The organism is Arthrobacter sp. IK3 (assembly GCF_051337705.1).
GTDB classification, from domain to species: Bacteria; Actinomycetota; Actinomycetes; order Actinomycetales; family Micrococcaceae; genus Arthrobacter_B; species Arthrobacter_B koreensis.
Genome location: NZ_JBPPSW010000011.1, coordinates 16,856 through 39,665 on the forward strand (window position 1 = coordinate 16,856; position 22,810 = coordinate 39,665).

Here is a 22,810-nt window from a genome sequence, read left to right on the forward strand (position 1 = left end):
CGCACACGCCGGTTCCACTAACGATTAGAAGGCACCTGACATGACAACTGGTCTCAAACCAACCCGATCCAAGTGGCTTCCCGGCCTGCTGCTGTTGCCTCTGCTGGGACTCAGCCTCGCGGCCGGATGTAGCTCACCCCAATCGGTCAACGACGCCGCCCCGGCGACGTCGTCGTCCGCATCCGGGTCCGGAACAACGGGGAACACCGGCAAGGCAACACCCACGAAGCCATCTTCCCCTTCCCCGGAAGCTGACGAGGCGCAAGACCAGGATCCGGAAGCAGTACTACAGACCCCGCAGCCGGCACCGGAACCGGTGTTCGATGCCGCGGAGCAGCAGTTCCTGGCGGACAAGGTTCCGGAGGGCTACGACCCCAATGCCGTACTGCAGGTGGGTCAGGAGCATTGCGACCAGCTGACCAGTGCCAATGAGCTGGACGGCGAGGCCGTGCTCAGCGAGCTGATCATGCATCCTGCTACAGACACCTCTGACGCCATTGCGTCCCTCTGTCCGGAGTTGCTTCCCGTGCTGGAGGCAGCGGCACTCGGTTTTCCCGATGGCGCATTCACCGTCGGGGAGGCAGCACCCTGGGCTGAAGAACCTTCGATTGGACCCGGCACATATCGCGCCTATGGGTCTCCGGAGGCATGCACGATCTCCGTATACGCAGGCAGCGGCGAACTGATCGATTCCTACGACGGGACCACCCCCGTGACCATTGGCGCAGACGCTGCCCGGGTTGAGTCGGATCAGTGCTATTCCTGGGCCCGCGCCTAATTAGTTTTCCGGTCTCCACTTACTTTCATTATTGCCTATCCTAGGGAAGGGGTAACCAATGGATATGCGCGAACAAATACTAATTCTTCGCCGAAATTGGATGCTTATCGTCTCATTTGCACTCATCGGCGTCATTATGGCAGCGGCAGCATCTGTGCTCATGCCAAAAACGTATACCGCCACGAGCAGCCTTTTTGTGTCCACGCAGAATGTTGAAACGTCTGCCGAACTTCAGCAGGGAAGCGTATTCGCCCTGGCAAGGGTCCAATCCTACGTGGGGCTGGCCCGCAAACCGCAGGTCCTCGATCCGGTGATCGAGAACTTGGACCTAAACTTGTCTGCCTCTGAACTGGCCAAGACCGTGAAGGCCTCCACGTCCCGAAACACGGTCCTGATCGACATCACGGCCACCGATTCATCCCCGGAGATGGCAGCGGACATTGCGAATGGGGTAGTGGCCAGCCTGATCGCATCGGTCGCGGACCTTGAGCGTCCCACCAACGGCCTTCCTTCTCCCGTCCGGCTCACCTCGGTGGACGCCGCCCAGCCGCCGAGCAGCGCGTCCAGCCCCAATACGGTGCTGAACCTGCTGCTCGGGATCCTGTACGGACTGGCTGCCGGCCTGATCGTGGCAGTGCTTCGACATGTGCTGGACCGGCACGTACGCAGCGAGGCAGATCTCCGCCGATCCACGAACCTGCCGCTGCTTGGCGGCATCACGGAGTCCCACGTTCCACGGCACGCCACGGGTCCGGCCGTGCTGACTGGTTCCGGTACGGATTCCTTCCGCCGGTTGCGGACCAACCTCGAGTTCGCTGCTTTGGGCAAGCAGATGCGTTCCCTAGTGGTTACGTCCTCCCAAGCCGGGGAAGGAAAAAGTACAGTGGCGCTGAACTTGGCGCTGAGCATTGCGCACAGCGGACAGAGGGTCATGCTCGTGGACGCGGACCTGCGCCTTCCCTCCGTCGCTGAAGGCACTGGGCTGGAAGGCAGCGTTGGCCTGACTACCGTCCTGATCGGCCGGTCCACTCTGGAGGAAGCTACTCAGCACTGGGGATCAGCCGGCCTGTCCGTGCTGACTTCCGGTCCGCTACCCCCCAACCCCAGCGAGCTGCTGGGATCCCAGGCAATGGAAGTATTGGTGCAGAAACTCGAAACTGAATACGACGTGATTGTCTTTGACGCCCCACCGGTGCTTCCTGTCGCGGACGCAGCGATCCTCACCCGGCACACGGACAGCGTCCTGCTGGTGGTCGGCGCGACCCACGTCAGCCAGCACAACTTATCCAAATCCGTGGAACAGCTCAGCCTGGCAAAGGCCAACGTAGTGGGGGTGGTGCTGAACCGTATTCCCCGGAGCGGCCCGGATGCCAACGCGGCATACCGTTCCGAGTACGGTGCTGCACCCCTTCACGCGATCGAAAACAACGGCGCTCCGTCCTCCCCGGTAGCCGAGGCCGAAGCAGCGATCCTGCGGGAGAGTGAGCGCAACGGATCACCTCGGAAAGAGCATGCCGCACGCGGAGGGACTGCTTCATAGGTTTTCCTGGTGGCCCCGGTTCTGGGTCCACCGGCTTCAAGCACAACGCCTCGGGTTTTCCCGGGGCGTTGTGTTCGAAGCACACAAGTCTTTGCACGGTTCTCCGCCAATACGAGTACCGATACTCGTCGCGTTTACTCCACGTTTCCGGCGTTGTCGGCTGGGCTACGCAGTCCCCCCTGTCACCTATCGGTGGGAACTGTTGCACGGTTCGCCGCGCATGCGGACTATCGATGGTTCAGCCTACGCATCAAGGGTTTCGTCGGCAGCAGCGCGGGAACGATGGTTCAGTTTCACTGCGATGGCGCCACACGCACCGGCAATCGCGGCAGCAGCTGCGAAACCCCAGGCGGACGCCTCCGTGGAACCGGTGAGCGCCAGCGCAAGGGGCAAGATCAAGGTAAGCCCGGCCAACACACCGCGCATAAGGGTGGAAAGCTGGTTTGCTTCCGAGGCTCGGAAGTAGGCAAGCAGAATAGTGTACGGGACCATGGCCAGATATTGCACTGCGTAGGGCAGGCGCAGATCCGCGGCGTTCAGCCACGTCTCCCCCAGCACGAACTCTCCGGCAGCGGCCGGCAGCAACAGAACCGCTGCGGACCAGCCGAGACCAAGCACCAGCACCACAGTCAGAGCTTCGCGTAGCCTTGCCCGGAATACGGAAGTCCCCCGGGTACGTACAAGCTCCGGAATAACAGCCGTCTTTAACGCCCCGAACACGGTGTTCAGAGGAGAGAAAAGCAGTTGCGCTGCACGCAGCGCGCCCACTCCCGCTGCACCGAGCGGAAAGACGAGCAGGTAAAGAACAGCAAAGGATGACGCGTTGAGTGCAGCGAACTCTCCCGCATACCGGAAGGCAAAACTGCGATTCAGCCAGAGCCAGCGGACTCCGGCCGGAGCGGCGGGAACGCATCCGGCCAAAAACAGCCCGATCATGAGGGCGGCTGCCGCACCGGCTCCCCACCACAGCAGCACAGCTTCCACCCCTGCCCCCGCCCGAACGGCAAGCAGCATCGTGGCAATGGAGATGACGGCCCATGCTCCGTCAATGGCAAGTGCCTTGCCCGGCGCCCCCTCGCAGATGAACAGATAGCGGATGTTGTCCTGGAGCAGGACTACGGGGGCGACGCCGGCCATCACCAGCCACAGCGCGGCGTCCGCTCCCGCCGTGGCTGCTCCGACGAGGAGCAGCAGAACGGCAGGCACGGCCACGAGGGCAGTTGCGCCCAGGCTTGCTGCAGCGACGTCCCGCGTCAGCTGGCCTGTGCGCGAGTACCGAACCAGCAGCGTCTCCCCAATAAGGGCACGCTGGGCACCCAGAAAGAGCAGCAGCCCGGCATAGGCGAGGGAAAACTGACCGAATTCGTGGGCAGAAGCGACGTTGGCCGCAATGGCAACTGCTACAAAATTGGAGACGCTTGAGACACCCTGGTCTGCGAAGGTAACTACGCGCCGTAGTCCGCCCATTCAGGCCAGCCCTAACAGCTCAGACCGCCATTTCGGGAGGAAAGCCGCGCACATCAGCACATGTGCCGCAGCTAGACCGGCATAAACACTGACGAATACACCCGGGAGGGGCAGCAGGAGGAACGCCAGGCAGGTCACGCCGTAGTCCACAGGAAGGGTAACGATCGACCGGCGCATCAACCGTCGGCTTTCGGCTGCCGCGTTAGCGGTGCCAGCAGCAGCGCCGTTAGTTGGTCCAGGCACGGCTCGGGATCGCCCCGAGCGCCCGATAACCGGCCCGGGAGTACCGTTCCGCTTCTGCCGACCCGCTTGGACCTGCTCAGCTGCACGCGCTGCAGCGTTCCGGCGCAGCTGGTCCAGCAGCGCGCCGCCGAAAAAGATGGTGGAGCTTGCAAACAGGAATGCACCCGTAAGCGAGGCCAGCAGCACCGGATCGTAGTCAGTGTTCCGAAACAGGAAACAGAAGACGGCAACGTGCATGACTGCGATCCGCCCATTGTCCAAAATGTGGTCCAGCCACTCCCCATAAGCGGAACTGCTTCCCTGTAGCCGGGCCAGCTGGCCGTCCGCTGAGTCCAGCGCATATCCCAGGGCGAGAAGCACCCCGACCAGCGCAGACGAAGGGTCCGCTCCCGCACCGAACGCCAGCCACAGCAGCGAACCATACGTCAGGACGGCTCCTGCAAAGGTGACATGGTTGGGCCGGATGCGCGTGTTCCGCAAAGCAGCGGCAATCACGCGCCCGGCCGGACGATTCACCCACAGCAGGTACAGCGGCACGCCTTTGCGCGACTTCTGCGCCTGTTTCAACTGTTCGAACGATTCACGGAATCCCGCCTTAGCGGCGGCCTGGGGCATGGTCCGGCTCATGCTTTTGCTCTTTCTTTACGGTCGGCCACAGCAGTGAGGATCAGGATGGACAGGGTGAGAATCATCAGCCGCCCCATGGATTGGAGCAGGGATCCACGCAGCAGGATGAACAGGTAACCGGCAAAGATCGAGATCCCCAGGTATCCCACCGAACCGCGGCTGAGGACATCAGTTCTGAAGCCGGCATCCAGCCTGTGGGCCAGGAACCCGAGCCCGGCGAACACCACAATCAGGCCGATGAGCCCAAAGTTGATCCAGGCTTCCGCCCAGAGCGGCGCAGACAGGTTCAGGTTGACGCTGTTCATCCACATGCCCACCTCCACCCCGGTGTCATACGGCTTATCCGGCCAGATCACGCGGGGCACCCAGAAGAACAGGGGACCCATCGCCTGCTGGCCCCAGGACAGTCCGTGGTCTTGAGTGTAACCAAGGGTATTGGCCAGCATCGTGAATTGGTCGTAATCCTTAGTGGCAATAGTGGTCCAGACTGAATCGAACTGCACGGCGTTGCCCGTGCCGGCTGCGCGGCGGGTCACATCGGACAGTGGAAACACCAGGATCGAACCCAGTGCCCCACCTCCCAATATCACGTTGAAAATGCCCTTGCGCCCCCGGATGAGCGGGAGCAGCAGCCCGAAGAGTACAGCCAGCGTCCAGTACCGGGAGTTGGAGATGGGATTGTTGACTATTACGTTCATGACGACCAGCACGGCGATGAGGAAAACATCGACGGCCGCGAGCGGGCGTTCGCGATTCCGTCTCACGTGGAGGTAGAAGATCAGAGCGGTGAGGCAGGTTACCGAGCCCGCCGCGGAAACAATGGCTCGCAGTGCCTGACCACTATCCGGGTTGATCGCGTCCAGGGCTTCACTCGTCTCTTCCCTGCTGAGAAAGAACACCCCCAATCCGCCCACCTGTGCGATGTAGACCAACGCCGCACCAATGGAAGCAACCGAGAAGAACCGCAGCGTCTGCAGGCTGCGCAGTTTCCTGAACCCCGGCGACACCTGCCGCCGGTGTCGCAGCCGTAGGTGGTATGCGGCGTCGAAGCAAAGGCAGCCCAGCAGAGTCAGGAAGCTGGCTAGTGTAAGCAAGCCTTCATCAACCTGGATTGCCAGTGCGGTGGATCGACCGGTAGTCAACTGAGCCAGCGGTGCCAGCCCCATTCCGGTGTACACGAAAATCCAGAACACACCGGCCACTGGCCGGATATCGGGATGCCAGAGCAGCGCTGAGATCTTTACCGCTGCGTACAGGACAACGGCGTAGCGGATCAGGAAATCGGTATCCGTGTACACCACCGCTGCTGCACCGCGGGCGAGCAACGGCAGCACAACGGCAAAAATCAGGAACGCAACCAGCGCGGCGGCCGAGCGGAGGCCGCGCCTGTGCTCGGGTTCAAGGAGATCCGCCCGCAGTTTGGGCGGTTCAAGGGCATTCCTCACGGTGCCGCCCTCCTGGACGGGCTGCCCGCGCACTGAACTGAGCCGGCAAGTTCCCCGTACTGCCCCAGCAAATCCTCAGCAAGCCGGTCCGCTGACCAGACGCTGCGGTGCACCTTCCGAGCGTTCGCTCCGAGGATGCGCCGGGCCGAGGCGTCCGCCGCGAGTTTACGCATGGCTTCGGCCAGCGCGCCGGCGGACGGTTCACTCAGGACCGCGGCCCCGGCCCGGTCCAGCTCCGCGGCCAGTCCGCATTCGGTACTGACGATCAGCGGCACCCCCAGCGACGCCGCCTCAATCACGGCCATTGGATAGGGCTCATTCCGAGAGGACAGGACAAACGCCGTGCAGTGGACCATCCTGGTCTGGACCTGCTCCGGGCTAAGTTCTCCGCAGATCTCGAAGCGGTCCGTGTATCCGGAGGCAGCAATCAGCTCCCGGACCTTTCCGGCTTCGCCCTGGTCAGGTCCGGCCAGGACAAAGCGGGCGTCCAGTCCGGCATCCAGCGCTTCGATCGCTGCAAGCACAAACACCACGGGCTGTTTGCGCTCGGCCAGCCTGGCGGCGAACAGGAACACCTTTTGCTCCTGGTCCTGCCACTGAGCTGCGGGCTCCGGCACCGCATTGACAACGCGGCGCATACGGCTTCGCATCACACCCAGGTTTTGCAGTCCCTCCTCCTCCTGTGCGGTCAAGGTGAGCCAGCGGTCCGGTATCCGGACCAGCTGCCGGGTGATGAACCAGTCGAATACACGGACCGGCAGCGCCCGCGACGGCACCAGCATTCCGTGGGGCTGTGCCACTACGGGCGTTCCTCGGCGGCTCAGCAACAAGGTTGCCGTCGTGGTGATGAAGTCTCGGCTGAGGTGGACGTGTACCACGTCGGCATTTTTTGCCCGCGCGGCAGCAAAACGCGGCAAGGCCAGGCTTACCAGCCCTCGGAGCCGCGCCCCGGGAAACGGACGCCGGACGCGGAAGTAGCGCACATGCGCTCCTCCCGGCACGGTTGCTGGAGCAGGCGGCGGTCCCAACCAGCCACCGGCCAGTTCGACGGCGGCGCCGGCGGCGGCCAGAGCACCACTCTGCATCCGGGCCACAGCCCACACTCCGCCCGCCGCTGCGCCCGGTCCGGCCAGCCCTCCGAGCTGCAACACCCGCAGGGGGCGGTCTTGGAAATCCCGGTAACTAGCCACGGCCGGGTTCCTATGCCGGATCCACTGATGCGGCAGAATCCGCTAGCTTGGTGGGATCGGCTGGCTGCTCCTGCCTCAATCGGAGGAGTTCCCGGCTCTTTAGGCCAATCTGCCAGTAGTACGTGGACAGAGCCATGGCGTAGTCGAAACCGGCACGTCCGTCCAGAAACCCGCGCCGTAGCACGTAGCTGTACAGGAAGAAAACCAACGGTTTGAACGGGATGACGTCGAACTGCCTCCCCTGTCGGCTCTTGGATTCCCTCACATAGCCGCGCGTTTTGGGGTTGTTCCGCAGGTACGCTTCCCAGTCTGAATACCGGTTATGCCGGTCGAACCAGGTCCGCACCGGATCGGCGTCGTTGTGCACCAGCAGGGCCGCGGTGCGACCCACAGGGCCGCTGGGGCGCGGCTGGTAGTGTGCTTCCACTTCCCCCATTCCGGGCAGGTGCAGCAAGTCGATGTTCCGGAATGCGTTCCTGCCGCGGAGCAGGAATGACCGCTTGACCACGCGGTGACCGTGCTCCAGGCGAGTGCCCGCGAACCAGTAGGCAATGGGTAGGTCGAAGGCCACCCGTTCCTCAGCTGGATCCTCGGCGATTTCAGCCAGTTCAAGGACCAGCTCGGGCGTTGGGTACTCGTCAGCGTCCAGCATCAGGATCCAGTCGTGACGGGTTTCCACGTGCTCCAGCTGCCACTGCTTTTTCTGCGGGAAAGAACCGTTCCAGGTGAAGTTGACCACTCGGGCGCCCGCTTTCTCCGCCAGTTCCGCAGTACGGTCGGTGCTATTGGAGTCAACAACTATGACCTCGTCAAAATCAGCAAGTGCAGCCAAGCACTGCGTAATTCCCTTTTCCTCGTTCTTCGTCTGGACCAAAACCGATATAGGTATTTTCTTCACGTACTTCCCCCCTTGAAGCAGGTATTTTCTCTTGGCTATTAAATCTATTCCGGGCGGGACGCCTGGTTTAGGGTTGAAAAATGCCTAGCAGACACGCCTCTCCGCGTTCTTCCCGAACTCCCAATCGCCGCAGGCCGCAAATTATGGCTTTTGCCGTGCTGGTACTGGCCGCACTCTTGCTTACCCTTTACGCCCTGTCCCAGTCCGGTGCCGCAACTGGAGTGGCTCCCGAGGAAAACGCCGCCCCGGATGCAACTGCCGTTGCCCCCTCGCAAGCAACGTCCGTGCCTCGCATTGAGATCCTGGGTGACTCCTACGTAGGAGGTTCCGCGGAGGGCGGCAAGGGCGCTGCAAACTGGACGAGCCTGGTAGGCACCCGGTTCAACGCCAGCGAGACCCGCGTTGAAATCAACCCGGTGGCCCAGCCGAACTCCGGCTACATCGCCCGCGGTGTCACCGGACTGGTGTTCCGCGAAGCTGCCACCCAGCGCCTGAGCCCCGATGCCGACGTCGTACTGGTCTTCGGCAGCCGCAACGACGGACGCCAGTCCGATGCCGCGATGTACGACGCAGCCCGGACGCTTTACTCGGATCTGAAAATCCTCGCCCCGAAGGCTGAAATCATTGTCGTGGGTCCGGTGTGGGTGGACGAGTTCGTGCCGGATTTCATCGCTGCTAACAACCAGGCCATGGCTCGGGCCGCGGCGGATACCCAGGTCCGCTACGTCGACGCCGTCGCCGAAGGCTGGTTCGCCGACACGGACGGCAGCCTGATCGGTCTGGATGGGGTGCACCCTACGGACGCCGGCCACATATACCTGGCGGACAAAATCTATCCGCTGCTGGCTGAGACGGTGGCGTCGCTGGGCAAGTAACGCGGAGGAGTTCACGGTCTGCCTGCCAGTCCGGGGCCGGCAGCCTCATCCGGGAACCGGTCTCCCAATTCTTCCGGCACCGCGGCGGCACCGTAGACGCGGTTCTCCCCCACGATTCCCTTGACCACGGTCATCGGCTGGATGACTGCTGACCGGCCGATGCGGGCACCGCCCAGCACAATGCAGCGGGAAGTCACCCAGGCGCCGTCGTCAATCCGGATGGGACTGGTTATAAGTCCCATATCTGTGCGGACGCGATGACTTCCGGTGGTCAGAAAGCTCTCTTGGGAAATCACCACATCCGCTCCAATCCACACGTGGTCCTGGTTGTGGAACCACACGCCCTCTCCGATCCATGACCGCGGACCAATGTGTAGTTTCCACGGCGACTTGACCCTGGTGCGGGGACGGAAGATCACGCCGTCGGCGATGTCCGCCCCGAAAGCCCGGAGCACGGCTACACGCAGCCGCGAGCTGATCTGCCACGGGTTGGTGACAAAGAGCAGTTCACAGGCCGACCACAGATAGACGACCGGCTTGGGCCGGCCCCAGGACTCTCCTGAGCCTGGTGCCCTGGACAGATCGATGACAGGGCGAAGGCGGCCCTGCCTGGCAGAGCCGCCGTTCTCCACTGCCGTTGCCGGCTTAGGCCGCAGCATCCGGCTGCCTCCTCCGGAACAGGGACGGGCCGGCATGGGCCGGATGGGGATGAGACTCGTGCGGAAGAGGCTGAGCACCGGGCAGCGCCCGGCGAAGCACAGCCTCAAAGCGGTCAGCGATGGGAACAATCCCGAACCGATTTTCGGCCAGTTCCCTGCCCCTGGCTCCAAGATTTTTCGCTGCCGCCGGATCACGGTTCAGGGACCTCAGCCAGACGATCGCCCCTGCAACCCCGTACTCAGTGGGTGGTCCCACGTATCCATCCGCAGCGAGGATGTCAGCGGCAGCCGGGTTGTCCTCCGGCATGAGTCCCAGCAACGGGCGGCCGGCCGCGAGAGATGAAAGTACCTTGCTGGGTATGGAGAATCGTGACGCTTCCGGCTCCAGGATGGTCACCAGGACGTCCGCGGATCCGAGCATGTCCGGAAGATCCGCCGCAGGTTGGAACGGCAGAAGCGTCACGGGGAGTTCCGGGTCCTTCTTCAGATCAGCCTTCAGCATCTCGATGCCTTCGCCTTCCGACGCCACAATCAGCCGTGCCGGAAGGCCTGCTGCCAGGGCCGACCGGAGCAGGTCCGCGAGCAGGAGTGGATTGTGCTTGCGGCCCAGCGTTCCGGCGTAAAGCAACCTGAGGCCGGGGTCGGCCGGCAAATTCGCCGCAGCCCAGGCGTTGCTGCGCGGCCGCGGCACAATCTCGTCCAGGGGTGCCCAGTTAGGAATCACCGACACGTGGGCGGTGTCCAGCCCCCACCTGCGGTAGGCGAGGCGGAATTCATCTCCGATTGCCACCACCTGCGAGGCACTGCGGACGATGCCTGCTTCTATGCGGCGCACTATAGCGCCCCCAAAACTGGCTGCGGGGCCCGGCAGCCTGCGGGTCAGTTCCTCGGAGATCGCGTTGCTGAACAGGTCCTGGTGCCACAGTAACCAGGGTTGGTTGCTGCGCGCTGCTGCCCGGCGGAACTGGTCCAGGGCAAACAACGGGACGTTGCACGCCACGATGCAATCGGGGGCAGTGCGTCGGTTGTGCTCCAGCCAGGTGCGTGCGTAGGCGTGTTCAAACCGTAGCCGGCCCAATGCACTGTACTTCTGGAAGGGCCTACCCGAGTCCAGCGGGGAAAACTCCAGTGACACCGGATCGCCGGGGGTGCGCTTCAGGACTCCCTTCCCGCTGCTGTACTGCGCGGAGTACACGTGGTCCACGCTATGGCCGCGCGCAGCCAGTTCCCGGGAAAGCTGAGCCTGGAACGGGTGCCCGGAAAAATCATGTACCTGGAGTCGCATCAACCGCCCCCCTTTGCGTCTTGACCTGGCCAAGGATCCACTCGTAGGTGCGCTCAAGGCCGTCCCTGAGCGAGATGGAGGGTTCCCAACCGTAGATTGACCGGAAGAGGGTGTTGTCGCTGTTCCGTCCGCGAACTCCCTGTGGAGCGTCCAGCTTGTACTGACGGTTTACCACGGTGCCGGAGATCTGCTCCAGCAGGTCTGCCATCTGGTTGATCGAGACAAGTTCAGCCGAGCCGAGGTTCACCGGCTCCGCCGAGTCCCCATTCATGATTTCCAGGATGCCGCGGACGCAGTCGTCGATGTACATGAAGCTGCGGGTCTGCTCGCCGTCGCCCCAGATCTCCAGGTCCGGCTCACCGCTAAGGGAAGCCGTCGCGAACTTCCGGCACAGTGCCGCAGGGGCCTTCTCCCGTCCGCCATCCCAGGTGCCTTCCGGCCCATAGACATTGTGGAACCGGGCCACCCTGGTCTGCAGCCCGAAGTCCTCCTGGAAGTGCCGGCACATACGCTCGGTGAAGAGTTTCTCCCAACCGTAACCGTCCTCAGGCTGGGCCGGGTAAGCATCTTCTTCCCTCAACGCGGTGACTTCAGAGCTGGTCTGGTGCTCCGCGGCGTACACGCACGCCGAACTGGAGTAAAAGAAGCGCTCAACTCCCTGGTCCCGGGCCGCGACCAGCATGTGGGTGCTGGTGAGGACAGTAAGCATGCAGGCGGCCTTGTTATTCTCAATGAACCCCATGCCGCCCATATCCGCCGCCAGGTTGTAGACGTGCTGGACACCACGGGTTACCTCCTGCGCGGTTTCCAGCAGTGAGCAGTCGCCCTGAATATTTTCGGCGTTGCCATGGACCTGGTACCACTCTGCAATGGGTTTGCAGTCGACGGCACGAACTTCATGCCCTTCGTTGAGGAGTTTGGCCACCAGATGTCCACCGATAAAACCGCCGGCTCCCGTAACGAGACTTTTCATAATTTCTGTTCCTTAATGTGAGACCAGCAAGTGCCGGTGTGTTTGGGTTAGTAAGCACCGACTGGACGCAGCAGCATCTTTGCCGTGCGCCAGAGAATGATGAGGTCGCCCGCAACGGACCAGTTCTCCACGTAGTAGAGGTCCAGCCGGACGCCGTCCTTCCAGTTCAGCTCCGACCGGCCGTTGATCTGCCACATGCCGGTGAGGCCCGGCTTGATGTAGAGGCGGCGGTGGACGCGATCGCCGTACTGGGCAACCTCGCGCGGCAGCGGCGGGCGGGGACCGACCAGGGACATATGTCCCAGAAAGACGTTCCAAAGCTGGGGCAGTTCGTCCAGGGAGTATTTGCGCATCCAGCGGCCAACATCAGTTACTCGCGGGTCGTGCTGCATCTTGAAGAGCAGGCCGGAGCCTTCGTTGCGGTCCAGCAGTCCCGCAAGGTCGTCTTCGGCGGTCTGAACCATGGAGCGGAACTTGAGCATTTCAAAGACTTCCCCTCCGCGCCCCACACGTTCCTGGCGGAACAGGACAGGGCCGGGGCTGTCCCGCCGCACCAGTAGCGCGAGTACGAGGAACACCGGGATGAGAACCAAAAGCGCGAATCCGGAGAGGACCACGTCCATTGCGCGTTTGAGAAGGTGCTTTCCACCCGCATACTGCGGCAGCTCAACGTGCATCAGAGGGAGGCCTTCTACCGGCCGGGAATGGATGCGCGGTCCGGCGACGTTAGTCAGGCCTGTCGTCAAAATCAGCTGCACCGCCGATTCCTCGAGTTTCCAGCCCAATTCCTGGACGTACCGGCTGCCGCCCTTGGTAGGTCCGGCAACAATGACGGCGTCGGCACCGAGGTTGGTGACTGCGTCAACTACGTGCTCGGCGTCCGCGACCACCGGCAGCCTGACGCCGTCCACGTCCAGGCTGGAGCGCGGTTTGCCGGTGGTCGCCACTCCCACCACCTTGTATGCGGCGCCTGCCTTCGCGGCGATCTGATGAGTTACGTAGCGTACGTCCTTCGGGCGCCCAAGAACTACGACACGGGAGAGGAACCTGCCACGCTGGCGCTGACGATTAAGCCACTGACGCACCGTCCAACGAGAGCAGATGAGGCCGGCGGCTCCCGCGGGCAGCACAAACGCAAAGTACCCCCGGGCTATGTCGAACTGCAGGACGAAAGACGCTAAGACGATCCCAGCAGTCACCGCGAACGCGGCGTTAGCAACCCGTTTGTACTCATCTGTTCCCATTCCGGCGATTCGGGGGTCCCGGCTTCGGTACGCGTGGAGGGCCACCATCCAGCCTGCCCAAAGCAGCCCTGAGAAAACCCAATAGGTCGTGGCGAGGTTTCCTACGCGCAGTTCCGCTGCCTGCGTACCAAACCTGGCCAATGTCCCAGCCAGCAGCGCCAGGCTTACAACCATGGCGTCCGTGAGGATCAGGATCCGTTCGTAACGGCGGTTCCAGAAAACTGCAGTACCCTTCGGGACACGTGACGCGCTGGGGGAACGCGTGATGAATGAAGGGAAGACGAAAGGCTGTACCGGCAGCACTGCGGATACTGCCCCGGCAGGTTCCGGTGTGGCTAAGGCATCCTGAGGCGTAAGCGCGTACTTGGTGTGCAGCGTGCTGTCCGGAGCCTGCGATAATTCCTCACTGCCACCGTGCCTTGGTGCCTGTGTCCGACGCCGAATTCCAGGAGGGGCCGAAACCTGTTCGGCTACACGTCTTGCTTCCCCCTCCAGGACCTTGCCCGGCAGCCGATGTGTATGTGCGCTCATATAGAGTCCGTCATCCTTCGTCGCTACGCCTTCCAACGGCCACTAACGTAGGATCACCCGCGCCCCGCGGCACGAGTACCGGATACTCGCCTCATGAAACCAATCTCGCCCCTGGACCTGCGCCTACTTGCACGGCTACGCGCTTGAAAAGGGTGCCTCACCAACCCCGTACGAAAACACGGCGGCTGCCGCTGGTCATAGCGCAGTGGCGCGATGCCAGATGACACCCAAGGCCCGGCTATTTCTGAGCAGATGTGGCAGCAAAGCGGAGGAGCCGGCGACGGCTGGGGGGAAGCCTGGGTCTCAGCAGACTTCGACGCCGCCGGCTCCGCTTCGGGAGGCCCGCGCACACAGGAGGTGCGGTCCTGACGGTCAGCGGAGCACCTAAGCTCAGCACGAGGCAAACGTGCCTGGCTGAGCCGTTTTGACGCGCTGACAAGGCGATTCAACTACAGGACTATTGACGCCACACCAGTAGTTCGCACCTCAAAACGCCAGCGCGTCACTCGGTCCGGGCGGTTAGGTACCCTACGGGCTACTGCTTCTACTTGGACCGTGCGGCGCGGAACGTGAATGATCGGCAGTTACGGCACCCTCTGGGCCTCCGGCTCTGCCTCAAGCGCCCGGTATACGGCTTCCAGCTCGGTCCTCTTGCTGATACCCAGTTTCACGTAGATACGGTAGATATGGCCTTCCACAGTGCGCTGCGACAACGTGAACTTCGTGGCAATATCCTTGGACCCTGCACCTTCCAGCAGAAGCTCAACGATTTCGTGCTCGCGTCTGGTCAGCCTGACCTGGTGCACGCTCGGGCTGAGGTATGCGACAGTGACCCCTGCGAGTTCTTCCCGTCGCCGCCTCAGCTGCTGGATCAGAGCCCGCTGGCGGCGCAGGTTGTTGTGGGCACCGTAGTAGCGAATGGCATGGCCCATGCACTCGACAGCAACCAGGTACTTCCTGCGGCGCACTGCCTCGTCCGCTGCAGCGACCATCCGTTCGGGATTGTCTGCCGCGACAGCGGCAGCATATGCGTGAAGGGCCGCAGCTTCACCGCCTTCGAAAAAGCCGGTAAGGTCCATGAGTCGTTTTGACTGCTTCAGGTCACCGACGGCGAGCGCCAATTCCAGGATGTCCTTCTCAGCTGCGAACTGTCCCAAAGCACGAGCCTCCTCAGCCAGCGACCGTACCTGCGCCGGTGGTGGTTCCTCACTGCTCTGGGGAGCCAGCGCTGCCGCCGCGAACGCACGGGCTGCCAGTTGAAGCCCCTTCGGTCCCGAGTAACCTAACCCCCTCAGCTCAGCCGCGAACCTGGCCGCCGGGGAATCGTCATCCACAACAACTGCGGCATACCCTGCAACGGACATCGCATACGGCAGCAGCCTCTCCGGGTCCCTGGATCGAAGGGCGCCGATAGCCGGCTTCAACCGGCGAAGGCCTTTACGGAACCGGCCCTGGTGAATCTCCAGGGCACCTTCGAGCACGCCGATACTGCCGCCGTAAGCCAGCAGGCTGGCGGGTTCCGCCCTCAGCTGTCCGGCGAGCAGTTCTTCAAGTTCCGCGAAGTTTCCGCCGTGCAGCAACGCGAAGGCACGACGGACCCACACGGCTGCCCGTACTCCGCTTTGTGAATTGGGGTCAAGCTCGAGTTCCCTCTGTGCCTTGCCGGCAGCCTGCAGGGCGTCCTGAATGGCACCGGCAGCGGTGTACGCCTCGCATACCAGGGAATAGCCCAGTGCCCGAAGCTCATGCTGCCCAGCTGTCCGTCCCGGGTTCGCGGTGTCCGCATCCAGCAGGTCCCGGGTAGTGGCTTGGCTTTCTCCCGGAACCAGCAGGTCTCCGTCGGCTATCCGCGCCCAAAGAGCCAGAACGCTCTGTCCCGCCGCAACCCAATCGGTACGCGGGCTTCCGTGGTCCTGAAGCAGGGCCTCCCGCTCAGCCCATTTCCGAGCCAGGTTGCGGAGCCGCTTGCCCGCAGATTCCGAACAGGCGGCAAGCTGCGCCGAAGCGAGTACTGCAAGGTCCAGGGTCTCTGCGTCCGCGGCTGCCGCAAGTGCGTCTTCCAGCCCCGCCCTGGCGTCAGCTATGTTTCCAAGCATCAGCTGGGCAACTGCCGCCTCGATGCGCGACCTTCCTCCCAGAGGACCGGGCTGGACCGCCTGGGCGAGACGGAGGGCCAGTTCGCTGTCGCCGTCGGCGTTTGCCGTCCTAGCCGCTTGCAGGAGGCCCGTATCTTTGGGCGCTTCCCCGCAGTCCAGTGCCCACGCGGCGTGGAGAGTATCCCGGTAAGGCCCGCCCGCGGGCCCACCGGAATGCATGAGCTGCCGGCGGATTTCCATACTGCGCACCGGCGGCACCAGGGAGCGGATGGCATGGGTATGGAGTGGCTGGGCGAGCTGAAGCTGGTCGGCAGCTTCCGGAACCGGAGCGAGGTATCCCTCGTCGATCAGTGCCTGCACGGACGCCGGATCCCCAAAGGCCGTCAGGATGGGACGGGGAATGGCCGTGGCCAGCGCGACTGCCTCCAGTACCGCGCGCTCCGCATCTGTCCGGCTCATGAGGAGCCGCTTGGCAAGGTCTTGGACCGTAGGCTCCAGCCCTGGGGAGAGGGCGCGGAGGTACCAGGAGCCGTTGCTCTCAAGCAGTTCGCCGCGCCTGCGTGCGCCTTCCAGAAGTGCCTTCGCGTACAGCGGGTTTCCACCCGATACCCGTGCCAGCACCCCACTGGAGGCCCGTAACACCGTGCCGCCCAGTTCCCGAACGCACAGGCGGTGGATCGCTTGCTGGGTCAGCGGTTGGAGGTCCAGCCGTGACAGCAGGCCGTCCCGTGCCAGGGAAAGGAGCTCCTGGAGGTTCGTGCTGCGGGCACGGGAGAGGACCAGCAGGCGCAGTTCCCCTGACATCGCCAGCTGGACCAGTACGTGGCTCGACGCTTCGTCCAGATGGTGGGCGTCCTCCACCACGAGCAGTGCCGGGGCGTCCCCGGCCTCTGCGCGAACACGGAAGAACCGGCGGATGTTCCGGAGGACCATCAGCGGGGAGTCCATGTCTCCAGCCAGTGCCCGTTCCATGAACGGTGTCAGTGCTCCATAGGGAATACGGGCCAGCACCGGGCTGCTGTGGATCCGGTACGGCGTTACGATTCCTTCGAGCCGGCGCAGTACTTCCTCGGCGAGTGCGCTCTTGCCCATCCCTTCCGGAGCCATGACAACCGCCCCCCTGAACATTGGATCCAGGAGATGGTTCGAAACCTGTTCAGCTTCGGCACTGCGCAGTATCTCCGGTGCAGCTGACGCTTGGTGGTTCATCACCGAACCCCCTGTACTGCGTTCGGCCGGATGCTGCTGTCCGCATGGCCGGCGGTTAGCAGTTTTGCCAATTCCCTTCGGCTGCCCACGTGGAGCTTCGAGTAGATCTGGTAAAGGTGCCCTTCAACGGTGCGCACCGAAATCGAGAGTTCGGTTGCGATCATCTTGTTGCTGGTTCCGGCCGCTGCCTGTCTGGCGATCACCCGCTCCCGCCCAGTGAGGCCGCGCAGGCAGTCCTCGATTTCGGCGTCGTTCTCCGATTCTCCGGACTGGAGCCGCCGTGTGCGATGGATGAACCGCACCGTTGCGCGGTCCCCTGCTCCGGCGGCGATTTGCAGGGCACGTTCCCCGGTCTCACGGGACAGCAGTTCGTGTCCTAGGGCCGCAGCGGCGTCGGCTGCCAGCAGCAGCAGCTGCGGGTCGCAGCTTGCTGCACCCTTCGCGTAGTCCTCGCACAGCCGGGCGAAGCGTCCCTGCAGACCGGATGCTGTGTCGAGCAGCTGCTGCGCCTGGGACAGGTCCCCCAGCCGGACGGCGCCGAGCAGGCTCAGCACGGCGTACGCCCCGGCGCCGCGTTCCTCATCCTTGGCTGCCATTTCGCTCAGCGCTTCGGCCGAATCGACTGAGCCCAGCACGTTCCCGGCAAGGACGGCGAAGTGTGCTGCGGTGCGCTGCAGCGCCCACGAAGGCGTGGCAGGAACTGAACCGGCAGTGCGAAGATGCTCTTCTGCCCTTTGATTCTGGCCCTGTAGCGCAGCAGCATATGCGGCGACGGCGCTGACCGTGTGGAGGAGGCCTCCGGGATCAGAGATTGCAAGCTGGCGGGCGGCCGGGAGCAATCGCGCGGTAGCAGCGGCTCCGCGGCCTGCGAAGGCATGCAGGACACCTTCGCAGATTTCGTGGAGTGTTCCGCCGAAGCTACTGGCGCCTTCCTTTCCCGTTGCTCGGGCAAGGAACTCGGCAGCAGAGTCGAGGGCGCCGGAAATCATCAGGACGTGGAGTATTCTGGCCTGCGCCCGGGACGCTTCCCGGGCATCCAGATCCGGCTCTTGGGCATCTGACAACAAGGGCCAGAGCGCCGCGGCGAGTTCAAGAGCATCGGACTGACGGTCCGTCATGCCCCAGGCAACGCAGAGCCACGAACCCACCAGGGCCCTGAATCCCCTGCCGTTTTCATCCCCTCGGGCATAGACCCCGGAGAGGAAATCGGCCGCCTGCCCGTACTCGCCGTGCTGTGTCAGGCACCGGGCCCGCGCCAGGATGAGTTCCCGCTCCAGCTGGGCAGACTCGCCGCGAGCGAGTCCGTCGGCGGCGAGCACGGCAAGGACCTGTTCGGCTTCCTCAAGGCGGGTACTGTGCGCTTTGGACGATGAGCCGGCCTCGAACTGCTGCTCCGCCATCGCGCGGCAGCCGGCTTCGGCTTCGACAATGAGCAGGCGCACGGTCTCGGGAGAACGGACACCTGACGCACCGAAGGCACGGTGCCGGGTGACGACGTCGGATGTGCCGGCCGCATCTCCGCCTGCCAGTACCGCTCGGGCCAGCTCAAGCACAGCCGCCGGCGAAGACAGATGGTTTGGATCTGCTGCGATGAACGCCGCGGCTGACAACGGATCACCTTCCGCGTTCGCAGCCCGGGCGGCTGCGAGCGCGAGCTCCGCCGGTACTTTGGCACCCGAGGAGAGCAGCCACCGTGCTGCGTGTACCGGACATGAAACCACCGGATCCGGCGGAAGCTTCTCTAACAGTTCCCGTCGCCGGCCGGGATCAATCCGCCCCCGCAGAACCATCCCGAGGCCGGGATCAACCAGCGAAAGCGCCGGAACTGTCCTGTGCTCCAGCTGCAACAGCCCCGCCTCCTGCAGGGCATCCACTTGTCGGCTGTCCACCCGCTCCAGGACCTGGCTGAGGGGCAGTGCACCGGCGAGAGCGAACACGTCCAGCAGCTCGCGCTGGACGTCAAGAAGCCCCGCCAGCTTCGTGCCCATCGTGGAAGCGAGCCGAGGGAAAGCGCATTCCCGAGCCCGGTCCAACACCCAGACACCATCCCAAGAACGGATCCGGCCGCTCTCGCGGTAGTCCTCGGCAGCGGCGAGCAGCAGGCTGGGATTGCCGCCGCTGATCCCGGTCAGTTCTTCCGCAGCGGCCCGGCTTACCGGTCCGCGAAGTTCCGATTCCAGGAGATGGGAACATTCAGGGGGAAGCAGCGGCTCAAGATCCAGACGGGCAAGGAGGCCCTCGCGCCAAAGCCCCATGAACTCGGCCGGCGCGGCGCTGAAATCCCGGAAGGCTGCGAACATGTGGGCTGACCGGTTCGCCACCATCTGGCTAAGCACCATGGCAGAGAACTCGTCGAGCTCTTCCGCATTGTCAACTGCCAGGATGACCTGCCGTCCCTGCGCCCGTTCACGGATCAGCTCGGACAGACCCCGCAGTATCAGCACCGGGTGCGAAGCGGATTCCGGATCGAGCTCGGAGAGCAGGAAAGTCAGGGCACCGAAAGCAGTCCTGCCGGCAAATGCTGAACCGCGGACGTTGACCGTGTAGACATCCTGCCCGTACAGCGCCAGTACATGCCGCATGAGGGCGCTCTTACCGCTGCCGGCTTCCCCAATGATCAGGGACCCGGAAGCAGTCGAATCCGGGGTCAGGCACCCGGCCATGGCCTGGACAAGGGCGGTCCGGCCCAGGAAGGGCGAATCGTGTCCTTGCCGGATGGGAGCGGGCACGCCACCGGCGGTACGCGCCACAAGTGAGTAGGCGTCTGACGAATGATGCTTCTCCACTGCGAGACCTCTTCCTAGCAGACCGTCTGTGCCCGCGGCAGCAGGCGTTCAACACACTAGGTAGGAGGTGGGGAACCAGCCTGAGTAGCAACCACCAGTAATCATCAGCACCTACTCGGGTTACACCAGTGTGATTTGGGATCGCTACTTGATTCGCCCGCTTCAACGGCACATGCGCTACTTGGAGTACTGTCCCGGTTCCCCCTTCCGGCTGTCTTTCCCGTCACCGAGCAGGCGCCTCAACTCCGCGCGTCCGGAGACGTGCAGTTTTAGGAAGATCCGGCCGAGGTGCCAGTCCACGGTCCTCGGGGACAGGTGAAGTACGCTTCCCAGCCGGGCACTGCTTGCTCCGGAAGCAGCCCGGCGGGCCAGGTCCCGCTCAAAATCCGACAGCTTCTTCAAACGGCTTTCCAGGCTGTTGGCGTCAGCCAGCATGCGGTAGCACTCGTTCGCCACCATCCGGGCCTGCCGGCTCAGCTCCCGCCGGCTGGCGTTTTCGGCAGCTTCCCGCGCAGCGACGGCAGTCCGGTATCCGTGCAGGTAGAACCCACGGTCCAAAAAAGCACCGGCGGCCTCATACAGCTCCTGCGGCGAATTTCCGACGAGGCCGTCGCCGAGCGCCTGCCACATCCGAACGGACTCGCCGTCACCGGTACCCGCGGTGGTTTGCAGCATCGCAGCGGACGACGTGTCGCCGGAGAGTGCGGCCGCCGAGAGGCACAGAATCGCCACCGGATAGTTGCCCCGGCGGGCAGCCCGTCGCCCCTGTAACGCAAGCTCAGCGCTTGACTGCCCTTCGGCACTAAAGCGAAGGGCAGCGGTCCGCTGGAAATAACGGGTTGCAGTCAGCACATGCGATGCGGGAGCAGCCTTGAAACCCGGGACTGCGGCGAGGCACTCGGTCATCCGGTCCCAGTCCCCCCGTTCCGCGTGGCAGTAGCCCATGGCCGCGAGTGCCAGCGGCAGCAACCCGCCCCTGTCCTCCACCTCCAGCTGCCGGCATGCCGGAACAAGGCATTCCAGGGCCGCATCGGTTCTGCCGCACAAAGCATGGATCACTCCCGCCGGCAGCTCCGACCATGCGCTCAGATGGGTTTCCAGGTAACGGACTTTCCCGGCCTGGTCCAGCAGCGCAAGTGCCTGCAGCGGCTCAGCGCACAGGATGTAAGTGCACAGGATCCCGTTCAAGGTCTCGGCCCCGACGGTGAGGGGCAGTCCGCGGGCGTGTTTTAAGTTCTCCCAGAGCTCCGCTGCCTCCAGCAGGGCTTCCCCCGCCCTGCCCTCCAATGCCAGGAGCTGGCAGCGGCTGGCCCTCGCCGGCAGCAGCACAGCGGCGGGAACTGTCCAGTCCAGGCAGAGCGCCCCGAGTTCTGCCGGCGCCAACGCCGGATCCGACTCGAGCGCGGCGAGTGCGGCCCGTGCAGCAGTCACTTGCTGCTGTGATTGGGTCCGCAGTGGTTCCGGCAGGGACTGCGCAGCAGTCTCCGCGCGGGCCAGTGCTGCCTGCGGCGACAGCCGCGGTGAGGACACCATCCGTGCCACCATGGCCAGCTCCAGTAGCGCCGGTACAGCGTTTGCGGAATCGCCAGAATCCAGGAGCTGCTCCAGCTCTGCTGCGGCTTGTTGCAACTCATGGAGGGCGTGCAGTGCACGCGCGCGTTCGAGTCTGAGCCGTGGATGCGTTCCAGAAGCCTGAACGGCGCCGGCTATCCGCAGCGCGCCGGCTGGGTCTGCCTCCCTGTTCGCCGATGCACAGGCACGGGCTGCCAGCTCGGCGCTGATGGGACTACCTGCGTCCGCAGCCCACAAAGCGTATGCCTTCGCCGCTGCGTCCGGCCAGGTCTCGGGATCCAACCCTGCTGACTGCAGCTCCTGCCAGAGTTCGAAGAAGTGGCCCATGGGTACCCGCTCAGCAACCAGCTGAGTGTAGAGCGGGTTGAGGAGATATACCGATCCTTCGCCGTGGCTCACAGTCAGCACGCCCCGTTCTTCGAGCGCTTCAACGGATGGGGCATCTGCCACGTCCAGCAGGGCGCGCAGCGGCATCCCGGGACACAGCGACACGAAGTCCACGATTCGCTGCTCGCAGATGTCCAACTCCTGATACCACGCTTCAATCCAGTCCGAAATCTCGCCTCGGAAAGTCAGCGGACCCTCGAGGGTCCAAATTCCGCTGCGTTCCTTCAGCCGCCCGCCGTCCATCTGGTCACGGCACAGCAATGAGGTAAACAGCGGGTTTCCCCGTGCCTGACGCCACAAGGCATGTGCCGCCAAGGCAGACAGTTTGCCGCCGGTAATCCCTTCAATGAGCGCTAATGAAGCTGCGGAATCCAGCGGCCCCAAGTCGATCCTGCGAATCATTCCCTCGGACCACAGCCGCACCAGTTCCTCACCGCAGCGCAGCAGATCCGGTGTAGTGGCGAGCAGTGCGGCCGAGGTCTGACGCGTCAGCTGGACCAATGCGGTCTGGCTCAGCGCGTCGAGCTCATGGACGTTATCTACGAGCAGCAGGGTCCGCCGCCCGCTGGCCTGTGCCGCCAGGTGTTCCTTGAGCGCACGCAGGACGTGCCCCGGATTTTCAAGAGATGTCTCCGGCATTTCGCTGAGCACCCAGGCCAGCGACCCGTAGGCCGTTCCGGCAGAGACCCTGCTGCCCAGCACGTGCACTACGTGAAAGTCCTGCCGGGCCGCTCGGGCTGCAGCATTGGCCAGTGTTGTTTTGCCAATTCCCTCCGGGCCGACAATTACGGCGCCGCCGTTGGACTCGATGGCGGAGACTGCCCAGCGAAGTTCCTCCGACCGTCCGACCAGCCGGGTCTGTGACCCGGGGTCCGCCCGGTCTCGGTATAGGGGTAGGGGTGGTGCAGAGCGCATGGGATTCCCGCCTCAAGGTATTGAGCCTGGAACCGAGCGTAAAGAGAGGCAGTCCCTCCGCCAACACGTAGTCGTTACTGGCTTTGGACC

The 22,810-nt window shown here is 63.7% G+C and carries 15 protein-coding genes; 3 read left to right on the plus strand and 12 right to left on the minus strand.

All coding sequences use genetic code 11. The features are described 5' to 3' along the window. Positions 1–40: 40 nt before the first annotated feature. Both ACSLGO_RS14515 and ACSLGO_RS14520 read left to right on the plus strand, forming a co-directional pair. Positions 41–778 carry a hypothetical protein gene (locus tag ACSLGO_RS14515; protein WP_386886440.1) on the plus strand — a complete coding sequence of 246 codons (738 nt, stop codon included), beginning with the start codon at positions 41–43 and terminating at the stop codon, positions 776–778. Positions 779–842: 64 nt separating this feature from the next. Continuing rightward, the gene (locus ACSLGO_RS14520) at positions 843–2,318 is read left to right on the plus strand and encodes a polysaccharide biosynthesis tyrosine autokinase (protein WP_386886914.1); all 1,476 of its coding nucleotides are present in this window, start codon (positions 843–845) and stop codon (positions 2,316–2,318) included. A 243-nt stretch (positions 2,319–2,561) separates the two neighbouring features. Here the strand turns inward: ACSLGO_RS14520 and ACSLGO_RS14525 are convergent, their stop codons facing one another. The 5 genes from ACSLGO_RS14525 to ACSLGO_RS14545 are packed head-to-tail and all read right to left on the minus strand — an operon-like array spanning position 2,562 to position 8,188. Beyond that, positions 2,562–3,785: a hypothetical protein gene (locus ACSLGO_RS14525; RefSeq protein ID WP_386886442.1), complete on the minus strand. Its 1,224-nt coding sequence runs from the start codon at positions 3,783–3,785 to the stop codon at positions 2,562–2,564. Next, positions 3,786–4,655 (minus strand): CDP-alcohol phosphatidyltransferase family protein, encoded by an 870-nt coding sequence (locus ACSLGO_RS14530; protein ID WP_387005224.1) that lies wholly within the window; start codon positions 4,653–4,655, stop codon positions 3,786–3,788. Further along, positions 4,652–6,100, minus strand: a complete 1,449-nt coding sequence (locus ACSLGO_RS14535) for an O-antigen polymerase (RefSeq protein ID WP_436401371.1) — start codon at positions 6,098–6,100, stop codon at positions 4,652–4,654. Before ACSLGO_RS14535 ends, ACSLGO_RS14530 begins: the two co-directional genes overlap by 4 nt. Continuing rightward, positions 6,097–7,290, minus strand: a complete 1,194-nt coding sequence (locus ACSLGO_RS14540; protein ID WP_386886448.1) for a glycosyltransferase — start codon at positions 7,288–7,290, stop codon at positions 6,097–6,099. Before ACSLGO_RS14540 ends, ACSLGO_RS14535 begins: the two co-directional genes overlap by 4 nt. 10 nt (positions 7,291–7,300) lie before the next feature. Then, entirely contained in the window at positions 7,301–8,188 is an 888-nt protein-coding gene (locus tag ACSLGO_RS14545; RefSeq protein WP_386886450.1) for a glycosyltransferase family 2 protein, read from the minus strand. Between the two features lie 143 nt (positions 8,189–8,331). On the opposite strand from ACSLGO_RS14545, the gene ACSLGO_RS14550 reads away from it, so the two are divergent. After that, positions 8,332–9,063: an SGNH/GDSL hydrolase family protein gene (locus ACSLGO_RS14550; protein WP_386886452.1), complete on the plus strand. Its 732-nt coding sequence runs from the start codon at positions 8,332–8,334 to the stop codon at positions 9,061–9,063. An 11-nt stretch (positions 9,064–9,074) separates the two neighbouring features. Here ACSLGO_RS14550 and ACSLGO_RS14555 read toward each other — a convergent pair whose 3' ends face one another. From ACSLGO_RS14555 to ACSLGO_RS14585, 7 genes are all read right to left on the minus strand, one after another. After that, positions 9,075–9,722 (minus strand): acetyltransferase, encoded by a 648-nt coding sequence (locus ACSLGO_RS14555; protein WP_387005233.1) that lies wholly within the window; start codon positions 9,720–9,722, stop codon positions 9,075–9,077. After that, positions 9,709–11,007, minus strand: a complete 1,299-nt coding sequence (locus tag ACSLGO_RS14560; RefSeq protein ID WP_386886456.1) for a glycosyltransferase — start codon at positions 11,005–11,007, stop codon at positions 9,709–9,711. The genes ACSLGO_RS14555 and ACSLGO_RS14560 overlap by 14 nt, the downstream gene beginning before the upstream one ends. Beyond that, a complete protein-coding gene (locus ACSLGO_RS14565) occupies positions 10,988–11,980 on the minus strand; it encodes an NAD-dependent epimerase/dehydratase family protein (protein ID WP_386886458.1) in 993 nt (330 codons plus the stop codon). The genes ACSLGO_RS14560 and ACSLGO_RS14565 overlap by 20 nt, the downstream gene beginning before the upstream one ends. A 47-nt stretch (positions 11,981–12,027) precedes the next feature. Further along, the gene (locus ACSLGO_RS14570) at positions 12,028–13,398 is read right to left on the minus strand and encodes a sugar transferase (RefSeq protein ID WP_386886460.1); all 1,371 of its coding nucleotides are present in this window, start codon (positions 13,396–13,398) and stop codon (positions 12,028–12,030) included. 941 nt (positions 13,399–14,339) lie between these two features. Further along, entirely contained in the window at positions 14,340–17,060 is a 2,721-nt protein-coding gene (locus tag ACSLGO_RS14575; RefSeq protein WP_436401372.1) for a LuxR C-terminal-related transcriptional regulator, read from the minus strand. After that, a complete protein-coding gene (locus ACSLGO_RS14580) occupies positions 17,060–19,846 on the minus strand; it encodes a LuxR C-terminal-related transcriptional regulator (protein ID WP_436401373.1) in 2,787 nt (928 codons plus the stop codon). Before ACSLGO_RS14580 ends, ACSLGO_RS14575 begins: the two co-directional genes overlap by 1 nt. Positions 19,847–20,023: 177 nt before the next feature. Then, entirely contained in the window at positions 20,024–22,720 is a 2,697-nt protein-coding gene (locus ACSLGO_RS14585; RefSeq protein ID WP_436401374.1) for an AAA family ATPase, read from the minus strand. Between the last annotated feature and the right edge of the window lie 90 nt (positions 22,721–22,810).

Coding starts and splice junctions, on each gene's coding strand:
- ACSLGO_RS14515 (WP_386886440.1), top strand. CDS start 41: ATGACAACTGGTCTCAAACCAACCCGATCCAAGTGGCTTCCCGGCCTG.
- ACSLGO_RS14520 (WP_386886914.1), top strand. CDS start 843: ATGCGCGAACAAATACTAATTCTTCGCCGAAATTGGATGCTTATCGTC.
- ACSLGO_RS14525 (WP_386886442.1), bottom strand. CDS start 3,785: ATGGGCGGACTACGGCGCGTAGTTACCTTCGCAGACCAGGGTGTCTCA.
- ACSLGO_RS14530 (WP_387005224.1), bottom strand. CDS start 4,655: ATGAGCCGGACCATGCCCCAGGCCGCCGCTAAGGCGGGATTCCGTGAA.
- ACSLGO_RS14550 (WP_386886452.1), top strand. CDS start 8,332: ATGGCTTTTGCCGTGCTGGTACTGGCCGCACTCTTGCTTACCCTTTAC.
- ACSLGO_RS14555 (WP_387005233.1), bottom strand. CDS start 9,722: ATGCTGCGGCCTAAGCCGGCAACGGCAGTGGAGAACGGCGGCTCTGCC.
- ACSLGO_RS14560 (WP_386886456.1), bottom strand. CDS start 11,007: ATGCGACTCCAGGTACATGATTTTTCCGGGCACCCGTTCCAGGCTCAG.
- ACSLGO_RS14565 (WP_386886458.1), bottom strand. CDS start 11,980: ATGAAAAGTCTCGTTACGGGAGCCGGCGGTTTTATCGGTGGACATCTG.
- ACSLGO_RS14570 (WP_386886460.1), bottom strand. CDS start 13,398: ATGGTTGTAAGCCTGGCGCTGCTGGCTGGGACATTGGCCAGGTTTGGT.
- ACSLGO_RS14575 (WP_436401372.1), bottom strand. CDS start 17,060: ATGAACCACCAAGCGTCAGCTGCACCGGAGATACTGCGCAGTGCCGAA.
- ACSLGO_RS14585 (WP_436401374.1), bottom strand. CDS start 22,720: ATGCGCTCTGCACCACCCCTACCCCTATACCGAGACCGGGCGGACCCC.